At 59.2% G+C, this 21,924-nt stretch carries 17 protein-coding genes and 1 pseudogene; 14 read left to right on the forward strand and 4 right to left on the reverse strand.

Features of this window, described 5'->3' with window-relative positions; all coding sequences use genetic code 11:
* Window positions 1-367 precede the first annotated feature (367 nt).
* Entirely contained in the window at window positions 368-934 is a 567-nt protein-coding gene (locus tag QD409_RS14150; protein WP_430762944.1) for a cytochrome b, read from the forward strand.
* 271 nt (window positions 935-1,205) lie between these two features.
* Here the strand turns inward: QD409_RS14150 and QD409_RS14155 are convergent.
* Together QD409_RS14155 and QD409_RS14160 are read right to left on the reverse strand one after the other, a co-directional pair.
* Window positions 1,206-2,062: pseudogene (locus QD409_RS14155) on the reverse strand (IS5 family transposase).
* A gap of 747 nt (window positions 2,063-2,809) precedes the next feature.
* Window positions 2,810-3,667, reverse strand: coding sequence for a GNAT family N-acetyltransferase (locus QD409_RS14160; RefSeq protein WP_092854625.1), 858 nt, complete (start codon window positions 3,665-3,667; stop codon window positions 2,810-2,812).
* Window positions 3,668-3,929: 262 nt separating this feature from the next.
* Between QD409_RS14160 and QD409_RS14165 the strand changes: the two genes are divergently transcribed.
* From QD409_RS14165 to QD409_RS14215, 11 genes are all read left to right on the forward strand, one after another.
* Complete coding sequence (locus tag QD409_RS14165; protein WP_092854613.1) at window positions 3,930-5,258, forward strand: NAD(P)/FAD-dependent oxidoreductase; 1,329 nt, start codon at window positions 3,930-3,932, stop codon at window positions 5,256-5,258.
* An 8-nt stretch (window positions 5,259-5,266) separates the two neighbouring features.
* Window positions 5,267-6,394: an acetylornithine deacetylase gene (gene argE, locus QD409_RS14170; RefSeq protein WP_092854623.1), complete on the forward strand. Its 1,128-nt coding sequence runs from the start codon at window positions 5,267-5,269 to the stop codon at window positions 6,392-6,394.
* Window positions 6,395-6,424: 30 nt separating this feature from the next.
* On the forward strand, window positions 6,425-7,348 hold the full coding sequence (locus QD409_RS14175; RefSeq protein ID WP_092854611.1) for a 2-hydroxyacid dehydrogenase: 924 nt from the start codon (window positions 6,425-6,427) through the stop codon (window positions 7,346-7,348).
* A 24-nt stretch (window positions 7,349-7,372) separates the two neighbouring features.
* A complete protein-coding gene (locus QD409_RS14180) occupies window positions 7,373-7,726 on the forward strand; it encodes a cupin domain-containing protein (RefSeq protein ID WP_092854609.1) in 354 nt (117 codons plus the stop codon).
* A 17-nt stretch (window positions 7,727-7,743) separates the two neighbouring features.
* Complete coding sequence (locus QD409_RS14185; RefSeq protein WP_092854621.1) at window positions 7,744-8,178, forward strand: GNAT family N-acetyltransferase; 435 nt, start codon at window positions 7,744-7,746, stop codon at window positions 8,176-8,178.
* Window positions 8,179-8,278: 100 nt separating this feature from the next.
* On the forward strand, window positions 8,279-10,321 hold the full coding sequence (locus tag QD409_RS14190) for a hydantoinase/oxoprolinase family protein (protein ID WP_092854607.1): 2,043 nt from the start codon (window positions 8,279-8,281) through the stop codon (window positions 10,319-10,321).
* Between the two features lie 2 nt (window positions 10,322-10,323).
* Window positions 10,324-12,291, forward strand: a complete 1,968-nt coding sequence (locus QD409_RS14195; RefSeq protein WP_092854605.1) for a hydantoinase B/oxoprolinase family protein — start codon at window positions 10,324-10,326, stop codon at window positions 12,289-12,291.
* A 21-nt stretch (window positions 12,292-12,312) separates the two neighbouring features.
* Complete coding sequence (locus QD409_RS14200; RefSeq protein ID WP_430762945.1) at window positions 12,313-13,215, forward strand: LysR family transcriptional regulator; 903 nt, start codon at window positions 12,313-12,315, stop codon at window positions 13,213-13,215.
* A 93-nt stretch (window positions 13,216-13,308) separates the two neighbouring features.
* Window positions 13,309-14,772: an aldehyde dehydrogenase family protein gene (locus QD409_RS14205; protein WP_092854603.1), complete on the forward strand. Its 1,464-nt coding sequence runs from the start codon at window positions 13,309-13,311 to the stop codon at window positions 14,770-14,772.
* 12 nt (window positions 14,773-14,784) lie between these two features.
* Window positions 14,785-15,828 carry a tartrate dehydrogenase gene (locus tag QD409_RS14210; protein ID WP_092854601.1) on the forward strand — a complete coding sequence of 348 codons (1,044 nt, stop codon included), beginning with the start codon at window positions 14,785-14,787 and terminating at the stop codon, window positions 15,826-15,828.
* A 14-nt stretch (window positions 15,829-15,842) separates the two neighbouring features.
* Window positions 15,843-17,300 (forward strand): NAD-dependent succinate-semialdehyde dehydrogenase, encoded by a 1,458-nt coding sequence (locus QD409_RS14215; protein ID WP_092854599.1) that lies wholly within the window; start codon window positions 15,843-15,845, stop codon window positions 17,298-17,300.
* Window positions 17,301-17,368: 68 nt separating this feature from the next.
* Here the strand turns inward: QD409_RS14215 and QD409_RS14220 are convergent, their stop codons facing one another.
* Window positions 17,369-18,643 carry an NAD(P)/FAD-dependent oxidoreductase gene (locus tag QD409_RS14220; RefSeq protein WP_092854597.1) on the reverse strand — a complete coding sequence of 425 codons (1,275 nt, stop codon included), beginning with the start codon at window positions 18,641-18,643 and terminating at the stop codon, window positions 17,369-17,371.
* 15 nt (window positions 18,644-18,658) lie between these two features.
* Window positions 18,659-19,327, reverse strand: a complete 669-nt coding sequence (locus QD409_RS14225) for a haloacid dehalogenase type II (RefSeq protein WP_092854595.1) — start codon at window positions 19,325-19,327, stop codon at window positions 18,659-18,661.
* Between the two features lie 320 nt (window positions 19,328-19,647).
* On the opposite strand from QD409_RS14225, the gene QD409_RS14230 reads away from it, so the two are divergent.
* Window positions 19,648-20,487, forward strand: coding sequence for a GNAT family N-acetyltransferase (locus QD409_RS14230; RefSeq protein ID WP_092854593.1), 840 nt, complete (start codon window positions 19,648-19,650; stop codon window positions 20,485-20,487).
* Between the two features lie 13 nt (window positions 20,488-20,500).
* The gene (locus QD409_RS14235; RefSeq protein WP_092854591.1) at window positions 20,501-21,874 is read left to right on the forward strand and encodes an aspartate aminotransferase family protein; all 1,374 of its coding nucleotides are present in this window, start codon (window positions 20,501-20,503) and stop codon (window positions 21,872-21,874) included.
* Window positions 21,875-21,924: the final 50 nt, after the last annotated feature.

Genomic DNA, 21,924 nt, shown 5'->3' on the forward strand with positions numbered 1-21,924 from the left:
GCAACAATCCCAAAGTGGCTTCCAAATTGGGCGGAACTCCCCAACTCTATTGGCGACCAATCTGTTACCCACAGATGCTGTCGAGATGTCTCCTCGACTTGTCTCAGAACAAATGCCCCGCCCGGAGCATCCCAAATGGGACTGGACACTATTTTGTTGTTTTGCAAATGGTCACAGGCCTTCTCAGGAGCGGGTCAGATTTGGTGGCATTTGTCACTTAATTCCGCGATTGACGATGGATATCTTCAATCCACGCTTTCTCCATGAATCGTCCACGAACGACCAACAATTCAATGCCTTTTGTCTGCGCTGAGTTCATGAAGCCCTCTTCTTCAAGACGAATTATCCATTCTAGAAAGGAACTTGCATGATCGAACGGCCGCCAACAGCGAGCGTTGCGAAATATCCGCTATTCATGCGGATTCTTCATTGGCTGCGCGCAAGTCTGGTCCTGGGGTTAATAGGGTCTGGTCTGTATATGACCGGCCTACCGGAGGGTAATGTCGCGGCTACTTTATATCCCAACCACAAACAGTTTGGCGTTCTAGTCTGGCTTCTGGCCCTGATACACCTCGCCTTACGCTGGTGGTATAAGTCCTCAATCCCCTATCCGCCTTCCAACTTGGCGCCGTGGGAAAAATGGCTTTCGCACGCTGTACATCAACTTATTATCGTGCTGACCTTGATTACTCCATTGCTTGGTTACTCCCTATCGAGCAGCTTCACGCAAAGCGATGGAGTACCGTTCTTTTTCATCTCACAAATTCCGGAACTTCTACCTAAGAACGACACCGCGTTTGCGATATTTCAAATGCTTCACAAGTATAGTTCCTTTGCACTGCTGGCCATTATACTTCTGCATGTCGCGGGTACATTGAAACACAGGCTGTTAGACAAGGGCGGAGACACGGATGTGCTTCCACGCATGTTTTAGCCGGGATCAAGAACGAGAAAAGGCCGAGAGAGAAGCCGATTTGGAGTCTATGCCCCCCGGACGATTTGACGGTCCTTTTTCGCCGACGCCTCGCGTGTCGGCGGAAGTATTCGTCATTCGATGCCACAATCTTCACTTATCTTCAGGCTTTAGCGCCTCCACTATCCCCGCTGTTGAGCCGCAACTGCCACCAGAATCTTCATTGGTGAACGACGCGCCGTTATGCTACCTGCGTCATTTTGCAAATGTAAGAGCCTGACTCGAAAAGAATTCAATAAACATAATATCTTGCGAGGCGTCGGGTCAGTATTCGGATGTGGGCGATGACGATCCAGGCTTCGGCTGATGCGATCGATTTCTCCCAATCCTTTGCCAAACGTCGGCATCTGCCAAGCCATGCGAAGGTGCGCTCCACGACCCAGCGGCGCGGTAGGACTTCGAAACCCTTGGCCTTATCGGTCCGTTTGACGATCTGAAGCGTGAACGCCGCGACCTTCTGCAATGCGCCCCTCAGTTTTGGTCCGGCATAGCCGCCATCGGCGAAGATGTGCCTCAGCCAGGGCCAGCGCTTGAGAATGGTTTTGAGAACGGCAGGTGCGCCGTCGCGATCCTGGATATCGGCACTGTGAACCACGAGCCCAACCATCAATCCGAGCGTGTCAACGACGATGTGCCGCTTGCGACCCTTGATGTCAGCGCAAACGCAGTTTGTCGCGTCTTACCGGCGTCATAGCCGGCAACTCCTCCGCTTTCGGTGGTTTTAACGCTCTGGCTGTCGATCACCCCAGCAGATGGGGAGGCCTGTCTGCCTTCCAGCTCGCGCGTTTCCATCACAAGCCGGTGGCTGATCCGGCCCCATAATCCAATGGCTCGCCATTCGTAGAAGTAAGCCTGAACCGTCGTAAAGGGCGGAAAATCCTTCGGCAGCATCCGCCACTGGCACCCCGTCGTGGCAATGTAAAGCAACGCATTCACGACCTCGCGAAGATCGGTGCTGCGCGGCCTGCCCAACCGCCTCGGGCCGGGCAGGCAAGATGAAATTAACCCCCATTCCCGGTCCGTCAGATCGCCTGCATACCGCCTTGCACGTCGGGCATATTGCCCACGGGTGAAATCAGTCCAGCCCATTGTGGTCTCCGTTCGTCCTAAGCAAACAAACAGAATCACAAACGATTGATTTCACTCAACTCTTTTTCGGTCAGGCTCTAAGACTGGCCGATCGCGCCAGAAGTGCCTTTGACATGCCCAAGCCCAAGCCTGCGGGAGCTTTTTAGCAAGCGAGGCAACCCAGCAACGGGAGGAAGCCAGGGTTCTCGGCGAACCGTTCAGACCTCCGGCATCGGCTTGATGTCGTAGGGGCTGGTCCGGAGTTTCGAGGAAGATTTCGACACCGCCGTAGAACTGAGGAAATGGCGCGAACCGCTTAGAGGGTCGCAGCAATTCACCCAGGCGATCATCTTACGGAGCATGTTGTGGTGTTGACCTGCCACTGAACTTTCATCCCGCGGCGATTAGACCGCATGTTCGCAATAGAACCGTCTTCCCTTTTCTCCACGGGAGAAACGTTCAAGAGAATATGCCGAACCTCGCCGTCGCAAGCCGTGTCAACATCGTCTACAGTCAGATCGAAAGGACAAAGACAAGCTGTTTGTAACTGCCGTTGCAGTAGGCAAAGACGGCAAGCCTCCGGGATCCTATCGAGAGACTTAACTTTCGCAGCGAGATAAACCTTGGGCGACCGCAGGCGATCAACTTCCAGTGTTCTATCTTCTAGATTTCGGTAACAAGATGAGCATCAGCGGGAAGGCCCATCGCAACATCGTACATAACGGCTCCCGCTACAAAAGACACCGCAACGGCAACAGCAGTTAGACGTCAACCAAGCGTCTGACTGGCAAGTGCATATGTGGTCGTTGTCTCAGTTGCTGCCCTGTTTCTATTGGGGGGATGTTTTCCAAGCGACATGGTCAGGACGGTATCGTCGACGATCATTCCAGATTGCACGAGGTAAGACGCAAAATCACCTGCGCCCACATGCGTATCGAGACGAAGAAATTGGCCGGTATTGCGGACCACATGCGGAGAGACGACTGCAATTGCGTCGGCATCATTCGACGCAACGACCGGTCCGACGACATGGCCGCGTCCAAACGGCCGGCATAGAGAAAAAGCATGCAAATCCTGGCCATGAAACAGGCCATAGCCGATCGACTGCTCATCGAGACGCCCGATCAGTTCCGACCGATCGACACCGAATGCAACGGCGTCGAGCTGGGAGATCGCCGCAAGATCGTCGGCAACAAGCTGCCGTACCGCGCCCTTCAAAGGCAGCGAAGCAAAACCCTTTGCGATCCTTGCCTCCCCCTGGCATTGGTAGACCGTTTTCTCCGGCTTGAAATCTAGCGAAAGATACAAGCGACGCGACGCCCGCGTTGCGCTGAGGCTAAGATGGCGACCGGCAACCGCATCGAGAATCTGGTTCATCAGCCATTGGCCGGTGCCATTGGTCTGCAGGCGTGGCGAAGTAATCACCATGCCAACGGTGGCAAACCCGTCTCCATGCGGAAACCACATGGCAGATCCCATTACGCGCCCGATCTCATCGAGTGCGACGATCCCACTGCCCGTCTGTCGCAAGAACTCCCAGTCCTCGGCTCGATGCGGCCACTGGACCGAGATCGACAGCGCGTGCAACTGGTCGAGCTCCACGTCTTTAATGTCGCCGATATGCATCGAGAAAGCATCGACCCGCAAACTGTCTGATACCTTCACTGGATCACCTCAAAGATTGCCACCCATAGCCACGCGCCAAATTGAGGCGCTCCCCGCAAACAAGGATAGGCGATGCGGGTCGGTACAATTTGCTCGAATTGCCCATGCCAACACAACAATTGACTGAAACACTCCGACATTCGGCATGCAATCACGAATATAGACGGCGATCCTCTTGGGCGAAGTATGTGCAAATTGCCATATCTACCGACGAGATCGAACAATGTCTCCACCCGTGCGGAAAGTCGCTACCGCCAGCCAGATCCCCCAATCTGCGGATGTCGTTATCGTTGGTGCTGGCATGGCAGGCATCGCGGCCGCACTCTATTTGGCACGCCGTGGTACTTCAGTCGCCGTTGTCGAAAAGGGCATCATCTCCGGCGAACAATCCTGCCGAAACTGGGGCTGGTGCCGGCAGCAGAACCGCGATCCCCGCGAGTTGCCGCTCGCACAGCTTGCCCTTCGTGTCTGGAGGGATATCAACCAGGAGATCGGAGAGGAAACCGGCTTTCGTGAAACGGGCCTAGTCTATGCCTCCAACAGCGCTGCGGACATCGCGACCTGGGAAAACTGGGGCAGGACTGCTCGCGAACACGGTGTGGACACACGCATGCTCTCAAGCGCCGAGGTCAAGGCGAAGCTGCCCGGCAACAGCCGGCACTGGCTCGGAGGCGTCCATTCTCCGAAGGACGGTCGGGCGGAGCCGGCCCTTGCGGTTGCCGCACTCGCAAAAGCTGCAATGGCCGCCGGAGCAACCATCGTGCAGAATTGCGCCGTCCGCGCCTTCGAGACGAGCGGCGGTTCCATTTGCGGCGTGGTAACGGAACAGGGACTGATCCGCTGCCAGGCGCTGCTGGTGGCCGGCGGCGCATGGAGCGGCATGCTGCTTCGCCATCACGGCATAAAATTTCTTCAGGCATCGGTGAAATCGACATCCTTCTATACCGAAGCCGCCGAGGCTGTCACCGAAGGCGGAGTGTCCATGCAGGATGTGACGATCCGGCGTCGCCTCGATGGCGGTTACACCGTGGGCTTAAGCGGCCGGGGCCAATTGCAGGTGACGCCTTGGGGCCTCCTGCAGGCCAAAGCCTTCTGGCGAACATTCAAAGCCCGTCGAAAAGGCCTGACCTACGCGATCGGACGCCAGTTCATCGATGGCCCCGAGGCACTGACACGCTGGCGTGCCGACGGCATCTCGCCGTTCGAGCGCATACGCACACTCGATCCGGCACCAGATCTGCATCTGGTGAGGAAAGGACTGGCCAAACTTCAGGAGATCTATCCTGCGCTCACCGGCATCAAGGCAGCACAAAGCTGGGGCGGCATGGTGGACTCGACACCCGATGCCATTCCCGTGATAGCGCCGGTCCGCTCCAGGCCCGGGCTGTTCATCGCTTCCGGCTTCAGCGGCCATGGGTTTGGCATAGGCCCAGCCGCGGGCCAGCTTGCTGCCGATCTCATTCGCGGCGACAGGCCTTGCGTCGATCCCGCGCCCTATCGCTACGAACGCATGGTCGACGGCTCCGATCTCGGCAAGCCTGGCATGCTGTGAGGGACATCGTGGACACTGTTGAAATCCTTGCTCGCCTTGTTGCCTTTCAAAGCGTCGTCGGTACGCCGAATGCAGCGATCGTTGATTGGATCAGGACATATCTGGAAGGCCTCGACATCCACGTCACCGTGCTTCCTGGACCCGAAGGCGACCGATCCAACCTCTTCGCCACGATCGGTCCCCGGGATGTCGCTGGCTATGTCCTGTCCGGACACATGGATGTCGTCCCCGCCGCACAGCCAAACTGGAGCTCGGAGCCTTTCACGCTCAGAAGGGAGACCGGCCGGCTTTACGGGCGTGGAACGACCGATATGAAAGGGTTTCTTGCCGCTGCGCTCGCTGCTGCGCCGGAACTTGCCAGGGCAAATCTTAGCCGACCTATTCATCTGGCATTCTCTTATGATGAGGAGGCCGGATGCCGTGGCGTGCCGCATCTGCTAGCGCGCTTGAAGGAGCTTTGTGCTCATCCGCTAGGCGCTATCATCGGCGAGCCAAGTCGCATGCAGGCCGTGCGTGCGCACAAGGGCAAGGCAGCGGCTCGCGTCACGATCGGTGGACGCGCGGGCCATTCCTCTCGGCCAGATATCGCGCTCAATGCCATTCATGCCATGTCGAAAGTGCTCAACACCGCGGTCGACGAAGCCCAGAAACTGACGCGTGGCCCATTCGACCTCGTATTCGAGCCCCCTTATTCGACGCTTCAGGTCGGGATCATTTCCGGCGGACTGGCGCTGAATATCGTTCCCGACAATTGTCGGCTCGAGCTTGAGGCACGCGGCATTGCCAATGCGAAGCCCGAGGAACTGCTCGCCCCCGTTCGGCGTAGCGCCGAGATACTGACGCAACAGGGCTTCTCCGTGGAGTGGACCCCGCTCAGCGTCTATCCTGCGCTGTCGCTTGCAAAGGAGGCACTGCTCGCAACCTTGCTGGAGGAGATCACCGGCAGGCCATCGCTTGCAGCAGTCAGCTACGGGACCGAGGCCGGCCTCTATCAGGCGGCCGGGATCGATGCAATCATCTGCGGGCCTGGCGACATAGATCGCGCACACAAGCCCGACGAATATATTCTGGAGGATGAGCTCGACGAGTGCCGCCGAACAATCCTGGCCTTGGCCATGCGATGTGCACGAGCATAACGGAGCGATCACCATGAGAAAGCGATTGTCATGACATTTCTCTTCAATTCAGACGCCAAGCGCGGTGCGATTTTTGCCCGGGCCTTTGCCGACGAACTGCCGGATCTAGTCTTCTCCATGGATGCGGCGAGCGTCGATCCCGATGAGGTGCATTTTCTGATCACATGGACGGTACCGGAGGATCTTGCCCGTTATCGCAATCTGGAAATCCTGTTTTCAATCGGGGCCGGCGTCGACCAGTTCAAGACGGAGCTCGTGCCCGATCATGTGAAGATCGTCCGCATGGTCGAGGATGGCATCGTCAAGATGATGCAGGAATATGTGACGCTTGCCGTGCTTGCGCTGCATCGCGACCTTCTCTCCTATCTTGCCCAGCAACGCGCCGGAGAATGGCGCGGCCTGCCTCAACGTCAGGCGCATGAAAGACGGATCGGTGTTCTGGGATTGGGTGTATTGGGAACGGCGGTGCTCGAGCGGCTGAAGCCCTTCGGCTTTCCGCTTGCGGGTTGGAGCAGATCCGCCCGAACAATCGAAGGTGTCGAGTGCTATCAAGGCGAGGCTGGCCTCAAGACCATGGTAGCGACGACGGACATTCTCATTTGCCTGCTGCCTTTGACCCAAGAGACCATGGGCTTCCTGGATGCCAGATTGCTTGGCACCCTTCCTGCAGGTGCGATGCTCGTGCATGCCGGCCGTGGCCAACAGCTCGATGCGCCGGCCCTGATCGAAGCGCTTGATACCGGTCATCTCACAGCAGCAGTGATTGACGTTACCGACCCGGAGCCCCTGCCCCCTGATCACCCTTTGTGGAGACATCCGAGAATAATGCTTACCCCGCATATCGCCAGCGTGACGCAGCCCGGCACAGCGGCGCATACGGTGATCGACAACATCAAACGTCATCGCGCCGGCCTTGCCCCCATCGGGCTCGTCGATCGGCGGCGCGGATATTGAACCCACTGCAATGAAAGGATCAACATGTCTCTCCTCAAGACCGTTATGACCAACCCCGGTTCGGCCCCGCGTGAATCCAAAGCCTTGCCAGAAAGACTGATTGCCGGCGATCCATCATTCAGGACCTGGGCACAGGACGAGGCGAAGGACGGTGCAGTGCGCACCGGCATCTGGGAGGCTACGCCCGGCGAGACCCGGTCGATCAAAGGCGAGACCTTCGAATTCTGCCACATCCTGTCCGGTATCGTCGAAATCACCCCTGACGGCGGTGAACCTGTGGTCTACAAGGCTGGCGACAGCTTTGTGATGAAACCGGGGTTCGTGGGCCGATGGAAAACGATCGAGACTGTTCGCAAGATCTACGTAACGGTAGGATAATGGCTGGAGGCGGCCGCATGTCTATCCACGTCGCCCATCGGAACGGTTATATCTTGAGTACGGATCCTGCATTGATCGATATCGGTATCGTGCATGGCTTTCTCGCCAACGACTCCTATTGGGCAAAGGATCTGAAGCTCTCGACGCTTCGGCGCGCGCTCGATCATTCACTGGTGATCGGCATGTATGCTGCCGGCGGAGCGATGGTGGGTTTCGGCCGCCTCGTCACCGATTATGCGATATTCGCCTATCTCCGCGATGTTTTCATCCTTCCCGACCATCGCGGTCAAGGGCTTGCGTCATGGCTTGCCCAGGAAATACGCAATCATCCTGAACTTGCGACCGTGGAAAGCTGGATGCTGGCGACGCAGGATGCGCATGCGGTCTATGAAAAGGCTGGATACCGGCCCGCACCTCGGCCGGGCAACTATATGACGGTGCCTAAGCTCTGAGATCACCCATAACTCCTGGTTATGGATTCCCCTCGAGTTTTCTGTGGTGCCCTTCGTACCGGTTTGCGAAGCTTCCCCTCGCAAACAACGGAGTGGAAGCATGACCTATCGGGTTGGCGTAGATGTCGGCGGTTCGTTCACGGACTTTGCCGTCTTCGATGAAGCAACGAATGCGCTATCCACGCTCAAGGTCTTTTCTCGACCGGACGCGCCCGGCGAGGAAATTCTCCTCGCCCTCGACAGGCTTCAGGCCCGAGATGGCATGGACCCGGCCGATATCGCCTATTTCACCCACGGCACCACGGTCGGCATCAATACGGTCATCCAGCGCAATGGTGACGACATCGCACTGTTCACCACGCAGAACTTTGAGGACGTACTGGAAGTCGCCCGGCTAAAAATCCCTCAGATCCACAACCTATATTCGGCGCGGCCACGGCCGCTCGTGCCGCGTGAGCGCGTCTTTGGCATCAAAGAGCGGATGCTTGCGACCGGGGAGGTCTTGCGTGCGCCCGACGAAGCCGATGTCGCGCGCGCCGTTGAAGCGGTCGTCGCGGCGGGCTGCAACGGCATTGTGCTCGCCTTTCTGCACGCCTACCGCAATCCGGCCAACGAAAAAACCGTGAAGGCAATGATCAAGCGTACCGCGCCACATTTGAACGTCATCTCTTCGGCTGAGACCTGGCCGGTGATCCGCGAATACGAACGGACCATCACAGCCGTCATTAGCGGCTATGTGCAGCCGCGGGTCTCGCATTATCTTGATAGGTTCGAAGCCGTCCTGCGCGGAAAGGGCGTCACCGGCCCTCTGACCACCACCAAGAGCAATGGCGGCCTGATGAGCATCGATCAGGCACGGGCGGAATGCGTACAAATGATCCTTTCAGGGACTGCGTCTGGCGTTATCGGAGCGAGCTACCTCGCTCATGCCAGCGGTTTCGATCGCATCCTGAGCCTCGATATCGGTGGCACCAGCGCGGATGTCGCCGTCATCATCGACGGACAGGCACAATATGGGAGCGGCGAACTGATCGGCGATTTCCAGATTCATATCCCATCGGTCTCTGTCAGTTCCGTCGGTCAGGGCGGCGGCTCCCTTGCGTGGCTCGATACGCTCGGGACATTGCATGTCGGCCCGCAAAGTGCCGGTTCGACGCCCGGCCCTGCCTGTTATGGCCGAGGCGGTAAGAGCCCGACGATTACCGATGCAATGGCCGCAGCCAATCTCATCGGCCACATGCCGCTCGGCTATGGCGCGGTGACGGTGGATCATGCAGCTGCCAGGCAAGCGCTGGCGCCGATTGCGCGTAAGCTCGAAACACATGTCGAGACTTTGGCTGGCAACATCATCGATATTTCCGTTTCCGGCATGTATGCCGAAGTCAGCGCTCTGCTTTCCCGCTACGCCATCGATCCGCGCGAGTTCCATCTCTTCGCCTTCGGCGGTGCAGGCGCGATGTTGGCCTGTTTCCTGGCCAAGGAACTCGACATGAGGGGTGTCATCGTGCCGCTTGCACCCGGCGTCGTGTCGGCACTTGGAGGCCTCGTCGCCGACTTGAAGAACGATTTCATCCGGACCGTGTATTGCGGCGTCACCGACGACCAACTCGCCGCACTCGCACCGGTACTCGACGAACTCGAAACCAATGCTCGGACTTGGCTCGCCGCACAAGGATACAATCGTCCCGGTATCATGCGACTGACGGCGGATATGCGGTATGAGGGACAGTCCTTCGAGATCGAGACTGACATCGAAGCCGATTGGCTGCGCATCGGCGATGCACGAACCGTTGCGGCGGCGTTCCACCGGGAGCACGAGAGGCTTTACGGCCATGCCGACACGGATGGCTCCGTGCAACTCGTCAACCTTCGCCTCGTGATCGTCGGCAAAACGCAAAAGCCTGTGTTGCGGGAAATGCTCGCCACCGGACGCCCGCTTCTGCCTCTGAAACAAGTCGAAGGCTGGTTTAATGGTCGCTCCTGGCTGACCGGCGTCTATCAACGCCAGGATTTCGGGGCCGGCGACAAGCTGACAGGTCCGGCGATCATCGCGCAGGACGACACGACAACAGTCGTTCCTCCCGGCTTTGAGCTTGTGGTCGATCGCTTCGGCAATCTCGTCATCACCAAGTCGGAGTCCTGATCGTGACGATAGACAGACGCAACATCAAGGTCCTCGCCAACTTCTGCGCAGCCGCAGCCGACGCCATGGCGTTCACGCTGATGCGCACCGCCCATTCGGCCTTCGTCAAAGAGACGGAGGACTTCTCTTGCCAGGTGGTGACCCGAGAAGGGCTAGCATTTGCCAATCCGCGCCAATTCGGCGCACCGTGGTATTCCGGCATCGATTATGCACCGCTACTACAGGCATTCGACAGCTATGCCGAGAACGATATCTGCATCACCAACGACCCCTATAGCGGCTTCGTCGCAACACACTCGCCCGACATCCATATCTGGAAGCCGGTCTTCTTCGAAGGCAAGATCGCTTGCTTTGTCGTCGGCCATATCCACAACACGGATGTCGGCGGCGCGGTGCCGGCTTCCCTGTCGCGGTCGCTGTCGGAAATCGAACAGGAAGGATTGCGGATCCCGCCGGTTAAGCTTGTCGAAGCTGGAACGGTAAATCCGGTAATGCTAGCGCTGATCGGCGCCAATGTCCGCATGCCGGAACAGAACCTCGGCGATCTTCACGCGCAGATCGCCTCCGTCAATATCGGCGAACGCAAGATGCACGACATCATACGCCGTTTCGGCTTCGACACTTTCATTGAAGGGGTCGGGCAGATACTCAACCTTGCTGAGGCACAGACCAGGCAAATCATTGCTGGTGTGCCGGACGGTGACTATTTCTTTGCCGACTATGCCGACGAGGACTCCGTCGGCGGCAAACCCTGCCGGATTGCGCTCACCCTCAAGGTGCGCGGCGACGAGGTGATCCTCGACTATACCGGCAGCGATCCGCAGCTCGGCTCCTCGCTGAACATGCCGACCGGTGGCCGCGAACGCCATCCGCTTGTCATGGTCGGGCTCACCTATGTGCTTTATACACTGGACAATAACCTACTTCTGAATGCCGGCACACTGCGCCCGACGAAAGCGGTCTTGCCGGAAGGCACGGTGGTCAACTGCAATCGGCCGGCCGCAGTCGGCATGCGCTCGCTCACATGTGCCATGACCCAGATCGTCACGCTCGGTGCCTTCGCTCAGGCACTTCCCGACTTGATGCCGGCTGCCTCGCCGGGTGGCAATGCCATCATGAACATCAAAACCACCGGCCGAAACGGCAGACCCGTCATGGCCTCCATCGGCCCGGTCGGCGGCGGCGGTGGCGGAACGCCCTTTTGCGACGGCGGCGACGGCGCCGGGGGCGCCACCGGCTTCTTGCGCAATACCCCGATCGAAATCAGCGAGGCCGAGGTTCCCATTCGCTTCCATCGCTATGGGCTCCAGCCAGACACAGGAGGCCCTGGCCGCCATCGCGGCGGACTGTCGGCCATCATGGAGTTCGAGGTTTCGTCTCCCGAGACAGTGGTGACGGCGCGCAACCGAAACCGCTCGATCATGCCGTCCTGGGGGGTAGTGGGAGCAAAGGCCGGCGCAATTTCGCTGTTCGTGCGCAATCCCGACCGTCCGGATGCCCTCTCGCTTGGAAATACGGATGTGGTCCATTGCGGCCCCGGCGACATCATTCGGATCATTGGTCCCGGCGCTGGCGGCTATGGCGATCCCTTTGACCGCCCCTTGGAAGAAGTGCTCGCGGACGTAAGCAAAGGCGCCGTCAGCATTGAGCGGGCGCAGTTCGATTACGGCGTCGTGATCCGCAAAGGTCGGATCGAAGAGAAGGCGACTAACGAACTCCGAACGAGAAACGCCCAAGCTCCGACCGGCATCATCACCTATGGTGCAGAACGCATAGCCTTTGAATCCACGTGGACACGCGAACGCTATGATCTTCTCACTGAGTTCCTGGCAAAGGCTCCGGTGGGCTGGCGCTTTTTCCTCAAACACCGCGCATTCGAGCAAGTCGAGGTCATGCGGGGCGACCTGCGCCCCGTCGCCGAACAAATGGAGGGGCTGTTTGCGCAGATGCGAATCCGCTACGCTTTCTAAAACCCGTGTGACCGGATGAAGATGAATCTGCGCCAATTCGAAGTCTTCCGTGCCATCATGCGCGATGGAACGATAACGGCTGCCGCCAATTCGCTCGGCATCTCGCAGCCGGCGGTCAGCAAGCTCCTCGCCCATCTTGAAGATGAGCTTGGCTACGCCTTGTTTGACCGCATTGCCGGCCGGCTGGTGGCAACGATGGAAGCGCAGCTTATCTATGCCGATGTGGATCGTGCCTTTCGGCAATTCGACAAGCTTTCGGCCCTCACGCGAGACGTCGGCGCAGCCCGTATCGGCTTGCTGAGGATAGGCTCTAGCCTGCCAATCGCCTATTCGCTGCTGCCGGAAGCACTCGCCTTGTTTCAACATCAAAGAAGTGAGGTGAAGATCCATCTTCACACGCTGCCCAAGCGCGAAATCGCCGACGCTCTGCTGCTCGGCGATATCGACGTTGCAATCACACTCAGCCCGATCCTGGCGCCTACCGTCCGCGTCGAAACCCTGTGCGATATCCCGATCGTCGTCGTCTGCACCGCAGACGATTCGTTGCAGGCATTGGAACTCGTCCGGCCGGCGGATCTATCGGGTCGACGATTGATCTCCTACGGCTCGCATGCCGAGATTGGCACCGCGCTCGACAGGGCTTTCGAAGCCGAGGGCGAGAAGCGTGACGTTTCCATCCAGATCGCATCGTCGATCGGTGCCTTGCCTCTCGTACGCCGAGGGCTCGGCGTGGCGCTCGTGGACACCCTGTCCATCTGGCGGGCCGATGATGTTATTGCCCGGCGCTTCCTGCCCGAAGTCACCATGCAGCTTAGCGTTTCAGTCAACCAATCCCGGCCTGAGGCGCGCTTCGCACCGCCGTTTCTCCGCTGCCTGCGCGAAGCGCTGGCATCCGCAAAAGAAATCACTGTCCGCTCCCGCTAAAACGCAAGAATCGTCGGCAACCGTACCGTCAACGACGCATGCTGCTCGCGGGGCCGCGCTAGGCTTCGGTAAATTCCCCTGGGAGAGCTTAGCATGAGCTTGAGTTTCGATCCTGATACGTTGCCATTGCCAATCGGCCATTTCATCGACGGCGAGCTCGTAAGGGCCTCTGGTGAGATCGGCATGAACAGGCCTTCCGACGGCAAGTCCTATGCTGACTGCCCGATCGCCGCTCCGGAAATGGTGGATCGGGCCGTTGAATCTGCCAAGGCCGCATTGAAGGCCAGCAACTGGAGCGGCCTGCGGCCGCGAGAACGCGTCCGAGTGCTGCATGCCTGGGCTGACCTGATCGAGGCTGAGGCGGAAAATTTGGCCCGGATCGAAGCTCTGTCGTCCACCCGCCTGATCAATCAATTGGTGGCAGGTGACATAGCGGTCACGGCTGAGCAGATCCGCTTCTTTGCCGAATTCGCCGACAAGGAAGGCAGCGATGTCGTGCCTACCGATGACAAGACCTTCGGCATGATCCTCAGCGAGCCCTACGGCGTCGTCGGTGCAATCACGCCCTGGAACTTCCCAGTCTCGATGGCCGGCTGGAAACTCGGCCCTGCGCTTGCAGCCGGCAATGCCGTCGTCCTCAAACCGTCCGAAATGACACCGTTTTCGACGGTCTATCTGGCTGAACTTGCCGTAAGGGCGGGATTGCCGGCCGGTCTCTTCAACGTCGTCCTCGGAGATGGGCTCGCCACCGGCACTGCGCTGACCGGTCATCCCGATGTCGCCAAGGTCAGCTTCACCGGCTCGACGCGTGCCGGATCGGCGATCATGGAGAATATCGCCCGCTCGGGCATCAAGCCGGTGACCCTGGAGCTCGGTGGCAAGAGCCCACAGATCGTTTTCAGCGATGCCGACCTCTCGAAGGCAGCCGATGCGATCGTCGGCAGCCTTCTCTTCAATGCCGGCCAGGCTTGCGTCGCCGCGACGCGCGTGATCGTGGAGGCAAGCGTGGCCGAAGAGTTCACCGACGCGCTTGTCGCGCGGATGGCCGATGTCGGGCACGGCCCGACCTGGGATGAAGCGACCCGCTATTCGCCGATCATCTCCGAGCGTCAACGCGACCGGATCGACGCGATCGTCGGCGCTGCGATCGACGCCGGCAGCCGCTGCGTCGCCGGCGGCAAGCCCATCGATAGACAGGGCTACTTCTACGAGCCGACGCTTCTGACCGACCTCGACCCGTCTTCTCCGGCCATCCTTGAGGAAATTTTCGGGCCGGTCTTAACGCTGCAGACCTTCGTAGACGAGGAGGACGCGATGAGGCTTGCCGATCATCCGACCTACGGACTTGCCGCGGGCCTGTTTACATCGGACTTGTCGCGGACCATCCGCCTGAGCAGGCTGATCCAGGCAGGCACGGTCTGGGTCAATCGCTACAGCCGCTCGCGGGATCACATCCTGCCGACCGGTGGCTACAAGCGCTCCGGTATCGGCAAGGACTTGGGGCGAGAGGCCTACCTTGCCAACCGCAAGACGAAGAGCGTGCTCATCAGCCTTTGAGGATTTAAAGCCATGAAGACCTATTCCATTGCCGTGATCCCTGGCGACGGCATCGGCGCGGACGTGACAGACGCTGCCTGGTCAGTCCTACAAGTCGCCGCCAGAACCTGCGGCTTCGCATTGAACGGCACTGAATTCCCCTGGTCATGCGCATTCTACAAGGAAACCGGGCGGATGATGCCTGAAGACGGCATCGAGACGCTGAGAGCGTTCGACGCCATCCTGCTCGGCGCCGTCGGCTGGCCGGCCGAAGTGCCGGATTCGGTCTCCCTGCACGGCCTGTTGCTGCCGATCCGCAAGGCTTTCGTGCAATATGCCAATATCCGGCCACACAGGTTGCTGCCGGGGGTACAGGGACCGCTGCGGGCGGAGAAATTCGACATCCTCTGCATCCGTGAAAACACCGAGGGCGAGTATTCAGGTGCCGGCGGTCGCGTCCATCAGGGTACAGTCGATGAAGTCGCGGTGGAGACATCGATCTTTACCCGCACCGGTGTCGAGCGGATCCTGCGCTTCGGCTTCGAACAGGCGCGCGCCCGGCGCGGCAGGCTCGCCTCGGTCACGAAGTCCAATGCCCAGAAATATTCCATGGTATTCTGGGATGAGATCACGGCTGAGCTCTCTGCCGAATATCCAGATGTCGAGGTTTCGAGCTATCACATCGACGCCATGGCAGCCCGTATGGTGATGGCGCCGGAAAGCCTGGATGTCGTCGTCGCCTCCAACCTGTTCGGCGATATACTGACCGATCTTGGAGCCGCCATTCAGGGTGGGCTCGGATTTGCGGCATCGGCCAATATCAATCCGCAGCGCAGCGCCCCCTCGATGTTCGAGCCGGTTCATGGCTCGGCCCCGGATATTGCCGCACTCGGCATCGCCAATCCGATAGCCGCCATCTGGTCCGGCGCAATGATGCTGGATCATCTAGGCGAAAAGGATGTAGCCGTGCGCATCATCGCGGCCATAGAGGCAGCAACGGCGCGTGGCATCGGCATCTTTCCGGGCAGGGATCGGACAGAAACCATCACCAACGGCATCATCGCCGCACTCTCCTGACTGCAGAGGACATCATGTTGGATTTGAAAGACAAGCAGCTTTTCCGTGACAAGGGATTGATTGACGGGCTCTGGGTCGCGGCAGCGTCAGGCGCGACAGTGGATGTTCACGACCCGGCGAAACAAGCTGTGATCGCCACGGTGCCCGATATGGGCTCCGCTGAGACGCGCAATGCAATCGCGGCGGCCGAGGGCGCGCAACGAAGCTGGAAGCGCAAGACCAATGCAGAGCGTGCCGCCCTTCTCGAGGCCTGGCACGATCTCATGCTTGAAAACATCGACGATCTTGCCCTCATTCTGACAACGGAACAGGGCAAGCCGCTCGACGAAGCTCGTGGTGAAATCCGTTACGGCGCCTCTTTCGTAAAATGGTTCGCCGAGGAGGCGCGCCGAATTAACGGTCACACGATACCGGCTCCCACACCCGATCGCCGTATCATCGTGCTCAAGGAACCGGTTGGTGTCTGCGGCATCATCACACCCTGGAATTTTCCCAATGCGATGATCACCCGCAAGGTCGCGCCGGCCCTTGCCGCCGGTTGCACGGTCGTCATCAAGCCTTCGGAATTCACTCCCTATTCTGCCTTGGCGCTCGGGGTTCTGGCCGAGCGCGCCGGCATCCCGGCCGGCGTCATCAATATCGTCACCGGCATGCCGACCGAGATCGGCAATGAGATCATGCGCAACGAAACCGTGCGCAAGATCTCCTTTACCGGCTCGACCCGAGTGGGTGCGCTGTTGATGCGCGGCGCTGCCGACAGCATCAAGCGGCTCAGCCTCGAGCTCGGCGGCAACGCGCCCTTCATCGTCTTCGACGACGCCGACCTCGACCTTGCCGTCGATGGCGCGCTTGCCTCAAAGTTCCGCAATGGCGGCCAGACCTGCGTCTGCGCCAACCGGCTTCTGGTTCAATCGAGCGTTTACGATGCCTTCGCGGCAAAGCTGAAGGCGAAGGTCGATGCCATGAAGGTCGGCCCGGGCACCGAAGCCGGCGTGTCGATTGGCCCGATGATAAACCAGGCGGCAATCGAGAAGATCGACCGGCATGTCCGCGACGCCTTGGCGAAAGGCGCAACGATCATAACTGCCGCTCGACAGCTACCCGATGGCGGGCAATATACCGCTCCAACCATCTTGACCGGGGCGACGACGGACATGGAGCTTGCCAGCGAAGAGACCTTCGGGCCGGTGGCGCCGCTCTTCCGCTTCGAGACCGAAGAGGAGGCCATCGCGATCGCCAACGGCACGCCCTTTGGATTGGCGTCCTATTTCTATACCGATAATCTGAAGCGCGCCTGGCGCGTAGGCGAAGTTCTGGAATTCGGCATGGTCGGGCTCAATACCGGATCCGTTTCGATGGAAGTCGCACCTTTCGGCGGCATCAAGCAATCGGGCATCGGCCGCGAGGGCGCACAGGCCGGCATCGAGGAATATCTCGAAATGAAGAGCTTTCACATTGGCGGACTTAGCTAGGTCGGCAGCCAAAGCAACAGCGGGCCAATCGGTTCTTGATCGGCCCGCTGTAAAGTTGATAGCTGTCGTTACTGGAACCTGTCCTTCATCTTGTAATAAAGGCCCACGAGCGGCAGGAACCACGGCTTGCCGAAATGGCCGGGCACTGCGGGCCAATCGACGTCCTTCATGGGATTGCGATCTTCGCGGCCAAGCATGGCATCAGCCATGATCATGCCGAGATGCGTCGACAGCTGCGCACCGTGGCCAGAATAGCCCATCGCATACCAGGCTCCATCGTGATAACCAGCGCGCGGATAGCGATCCTTGGTCATGTCGACGAGACCGCCCCAGCAATAATCAACGTCGATGCCAGAGAGCTGGGGGAAGATTTCAGCCAGGCCCGCCGTCAAGATTGCACCGCTCTTGGCATCTGAGCGATGATCGGACGCAGCGGAAAATCGCGCCCGACCGCCAAACAGCAGCCGATTGTCGGGCGACAGGCGGAAGTAGTTGCCGATATTCATCGAGGTGACGCAGGTGCGGTTTCCCGGCATGACTGCAGCCACCTCATCCGCTGTCAGCGGCCGGGTCGCGATCAGGAAGCTGCCGACGGAGATGATCCGCCGACGGAAGTAGCCGAAATTCGGGGTCGTGTAGGCGCCAGTCGCCACCAGTACATTGTCGGCGGTGATCTCGCCACGTGGCGTCATCAACCGATGCCGGCCGTTGTCCTGGATCTTGTTCGTCACCGGCGCCGCTTCATAGATCACTGCCCCATGGCGGACCGCAGCATCCGCAAGACCGACGGCATAGCGGCCCATATGCATCATCGCACTTTTCTTGAAGAGCATCGCTCCATGGAAGGGTGAGCCGATCTCTTGTTTGAGATCGTTTGGCGTAAGCAGCGCCGTATCCGGATCGACCTCGGCATGAACAGCTTCGAAATTGCGGGCGATCGGCCCGAAATGTTGCGGCTTCGATGCCAGCTTCAGCTTTCCGGCCCGGCGAAAATTGCAATCGATCCCTTCCTCGGCAACGAGCGTCTCGATCGTATCGATGGAAGCATCAATCGCCTTATAGAGCGCAATCGCCCTCTCCTTGCCGAGTTCAGCCTTGGCGGCGGGATAGCTGTGGGCGAGACCGTTGTTCAGATGACCACCATTGCGGCCCGAAGCGCCCCAGCCGACGCGCTCAGCTTCAAGAACGACGACGCTCGCACCGGCCTTCGCCAATTGCCGCGCTGCGGACAATCCGGTGAAGCCGCCTCCTATGACACAAGCGTCGTATTGCCCTTCGACCGGACCTTGCCGGCCTCCGGCAAAGGCAGGCGCAGTATCGTGCCAATAAGAGACGAGTTTCATAGAGCGATCCTCCCCTTATAACCCAACGACGCCGGGCAAGCCGGATATGTCTGCTATCTCGACATATCCATAATAGGGATTTGCGGGCTCATGGCCGCGATTGACCCAGACCTTGTTCTTGATGCCGAGATCATGCGCCGACATCAAGTCATAGCGGAATGACGACGAGCAGTGCAGAATATCCTCCGGCCCGCAACCCAGCATGTCGAACATATATTCGAATGCCTTGAAGCGCGGTTTGTAGGCATTAGCTTGCTCTGCCGTGTAGACGGCATGGAAGGGCGCGCCGAGTTTCTCCACATTCGACATGATCTGGCTGTTCATTGCGTTGGAAAGGATCACCAAAGGTATCTCCCTGGCAACCTTCGCAAGCCCGGCCGGCACGTCGGGATGCGGCCCCCAGCCGGGTACACGCTCATAGATCGTCTTGGCGTCTTCTGGGTGAAACTTGACGCCGTTCGCGCGGCAGGTTCGTTCGACGGCGTTATGAACCACATCAGCGTAGGGCTTCCAATCACCGAGAATCTCGTCCAGCCGATAAGCAGCAAAGTTCCTGGTGAACTGCTGCATCTTCGCTTCATCGAGCTCAGAGCCATAGATGTCGCGCGCTGCCTCGGCCATCTCGAAATTGGTGAGCGTGCCGTAGCAGTCAAAGGTGATGTATTTCGGCCGGAAAGGCGCCATGTCCGTTCGTCCTCTATCTAAAGGGCATTTGCGTTCTTTGCTGAAACGATCATAGGCTCAAGTCTTGCGACGGACATGATCGAATTGGCGTCTCCTCAAAGCATATTGTTTCGTATGCACGGCGTCCTTTGGCACAGTGTTGCAGCGGGTTTGCAATGCGATGCTGTTTTTGGACCGTTGGAGGGCGACCGAAAGATTGTCGACAGCATAAGATGCGGCGAATCGCATCCGCTACGGCGAAAGATATCACGATGAACCACGCCTTCAGATGATCTCCCCCGCAAGGATCACCGAGACTTGAGGCAAGGAAAGGATACCTCATGCGAACCGACGACATAAATTTGGTCAGCTTCACATCAGAGCATATAGACGGCGCGGTCGCCCTTTCACGCCAGGCCAACTGGCCCCATCGCGCCGAAGACTGGCATCTGGTCTTGCGGTTGAGCCACGGCGTAGCGGCGGTCGACGAGGCCGGCCGTGTCGTGGGGACCATTTTCATGACCCCCTATGGAGGCGATTGTGCGACGATCAGCATGGTGATCGTGGATGAGGGGATGCGCGGCCGCGGCCTTGGTCGCAAGCTCATGGATGAGGCCATCACGCTTGCAGGCGATCGATCACTGAGGCTCATTGCGACGGCAGAGGGGCTGCCACTTTATTGCAAGCTCGGCTTTGTCGTTGAAGGCGAGATTTTTCAACATCAGGGTCACCTCGTCCACCTTGCTCAGGGCGGGGAAGTCGAGACTGCGACTGCAGGTGATTTTTCCGCAATCAAAGCGCTCGATCGTGCAGCCTTTGGCGCCGACCGCAGCGCTTTGATCGATTTCCTTGCGGACGTCGCACAAGCGGTTGTCATTCGGCGGAACGGCCGCATCGAAGCCTATGGCGCGCTTCGCGCCTTTGGCCGCGGCGATGTGATCGGACCTGTGATCGCACCGAGTGCCGAGGACGCGAAGTCGTTGATAACAGCGCTCGCATTTCGCAGGTCGAGTGATTTCCTGCGTGTCGATACGAACGACGGCTCGGGGCTGGGCGATTGGCTGGCTGAGATCGGCCTCAACCTTGTGGGTGGTGGGATCGCGATGCGGCGGCCGGCCGGCGGAGTGGCGGTCAGCCAAGACGCAAGAATATTTGCATTGGCCAATCAGGCCCTCGGATAATCTGGAGATCACTATGCTCGCCAACTCTCTCATCGAACTCGACCGCGCACATCTCATCCATCCGGTTTCATCCTATCGCGGCCATGAAAAGCTGGGCGTGCGGGTATTGAGATCCGCAAAGGGCGCGACCGTCACCGATGCATCCGGTCACCAGCTCGTCGATGGATTTGCCGGGCTCTGGTGCGTCAATGCCGGCTATGGGCATGAGAGCATCGTCGAGGCGGCCGCCCGCCAGATGCGCGAACTGCCCTATGCGACCGGCTATTTCGATCTCGGCTGCGAAGTCGCCATTCGTCTCGCTGCCGAGCTTGCCGACCGCGCCCCTGGCGATCTCAATCATGTCTTCTTCACGCTCGGTGGATCAGATGCGGTCGACAGCACAGTGCGTTTTGTACGCTACTACTGGCATGCCAAGGGCAAGCCGGAGCGCGACCAGTTCATTTCGATCGAGCAAGGCTATCACGGCTCCTCGACCGTCGGGGCCGGCCTCACTGCGTTGCCCGGATTTCATGCAGGCTTCGGCGTCCCCTTCGATTGGCAGCATAAGATCCCCTCGCCTTACCCATATCGAAACCCAGTTGGTACCGATGCGGATGCGATTATTGCCGCATCCGTCGCCGATCTAAAAGCGAAGATCGAGGCTATTGGCGCGGACCGAGTGGCGGCATTTTATGCCGAGCCGATCCAGGGATCCGGCGGTGTGATCGTGCCGCCGAAAGGCTGGATCAAGGCGATCCGCAATCTCTGCAGCCAATATGACATTCTCTTCATCGCCGACGAAGTGATAACGGGCTTTGGGCGGACGGGACCGCTATTTGCCTGCACGCATGACGAAATCGTGCCGGATTTCATGACTACCGCCAAGGGCCTGACCTCCGGCTATGTGCCTATGGGCGCTGTGTTCATGTCCGATCGCGTCTATGATGTCATCGCCGACGGCGCCGGAAATGCAGCGGTCGGCCATGGCTACACCTATTCTGCCCATCCCGTCAGTGCAGCGGTCGGGCTCGAGGTGCTGAAGCTCTATGAGGGCGGTCTATTGCAAAACGGCATCAAGGCAGGCACGCGTCTGATGGCGGGGTTGGAAAGCCTGCGTGATCACCCACTGGTCGGCGACGTCCGTGGTCGGGGACTGCTGGCCGCAGTGGAACTCGTCGTCGACAAAGCCAAGAAGACACCACTGCCAAGTAACGCCGCACCGGCACGCCGGATTTTCGACCGGGCCTGGGACAACGGCCTTGTCATCCGCGCATTCGCCCAAGGCGTGCTTGGATATGCGCCGCCGCTTTGCTGCACGGACGACGACATCGACGCCATCCTGGAGCGCACTCGCAAGACCCTCGACCAGACCCTGGAGGATCCGGACGTTCGAGAAGCCATGCGTTGATGTGATAATTGCCATTCTCCATCGGCGAAATGTCGGACAGACCCGGAAAT

Source organism: Rhizobium sp. BR 315, from assembly GCF_050577975.1.
GTDB classification, from domain to species: Bacteria; Pseudomonadota; Alphaproteobacteria; order Rhizobiales; family Rhizobiaceae; genus Rhizobium; species Rhizobium miluonense.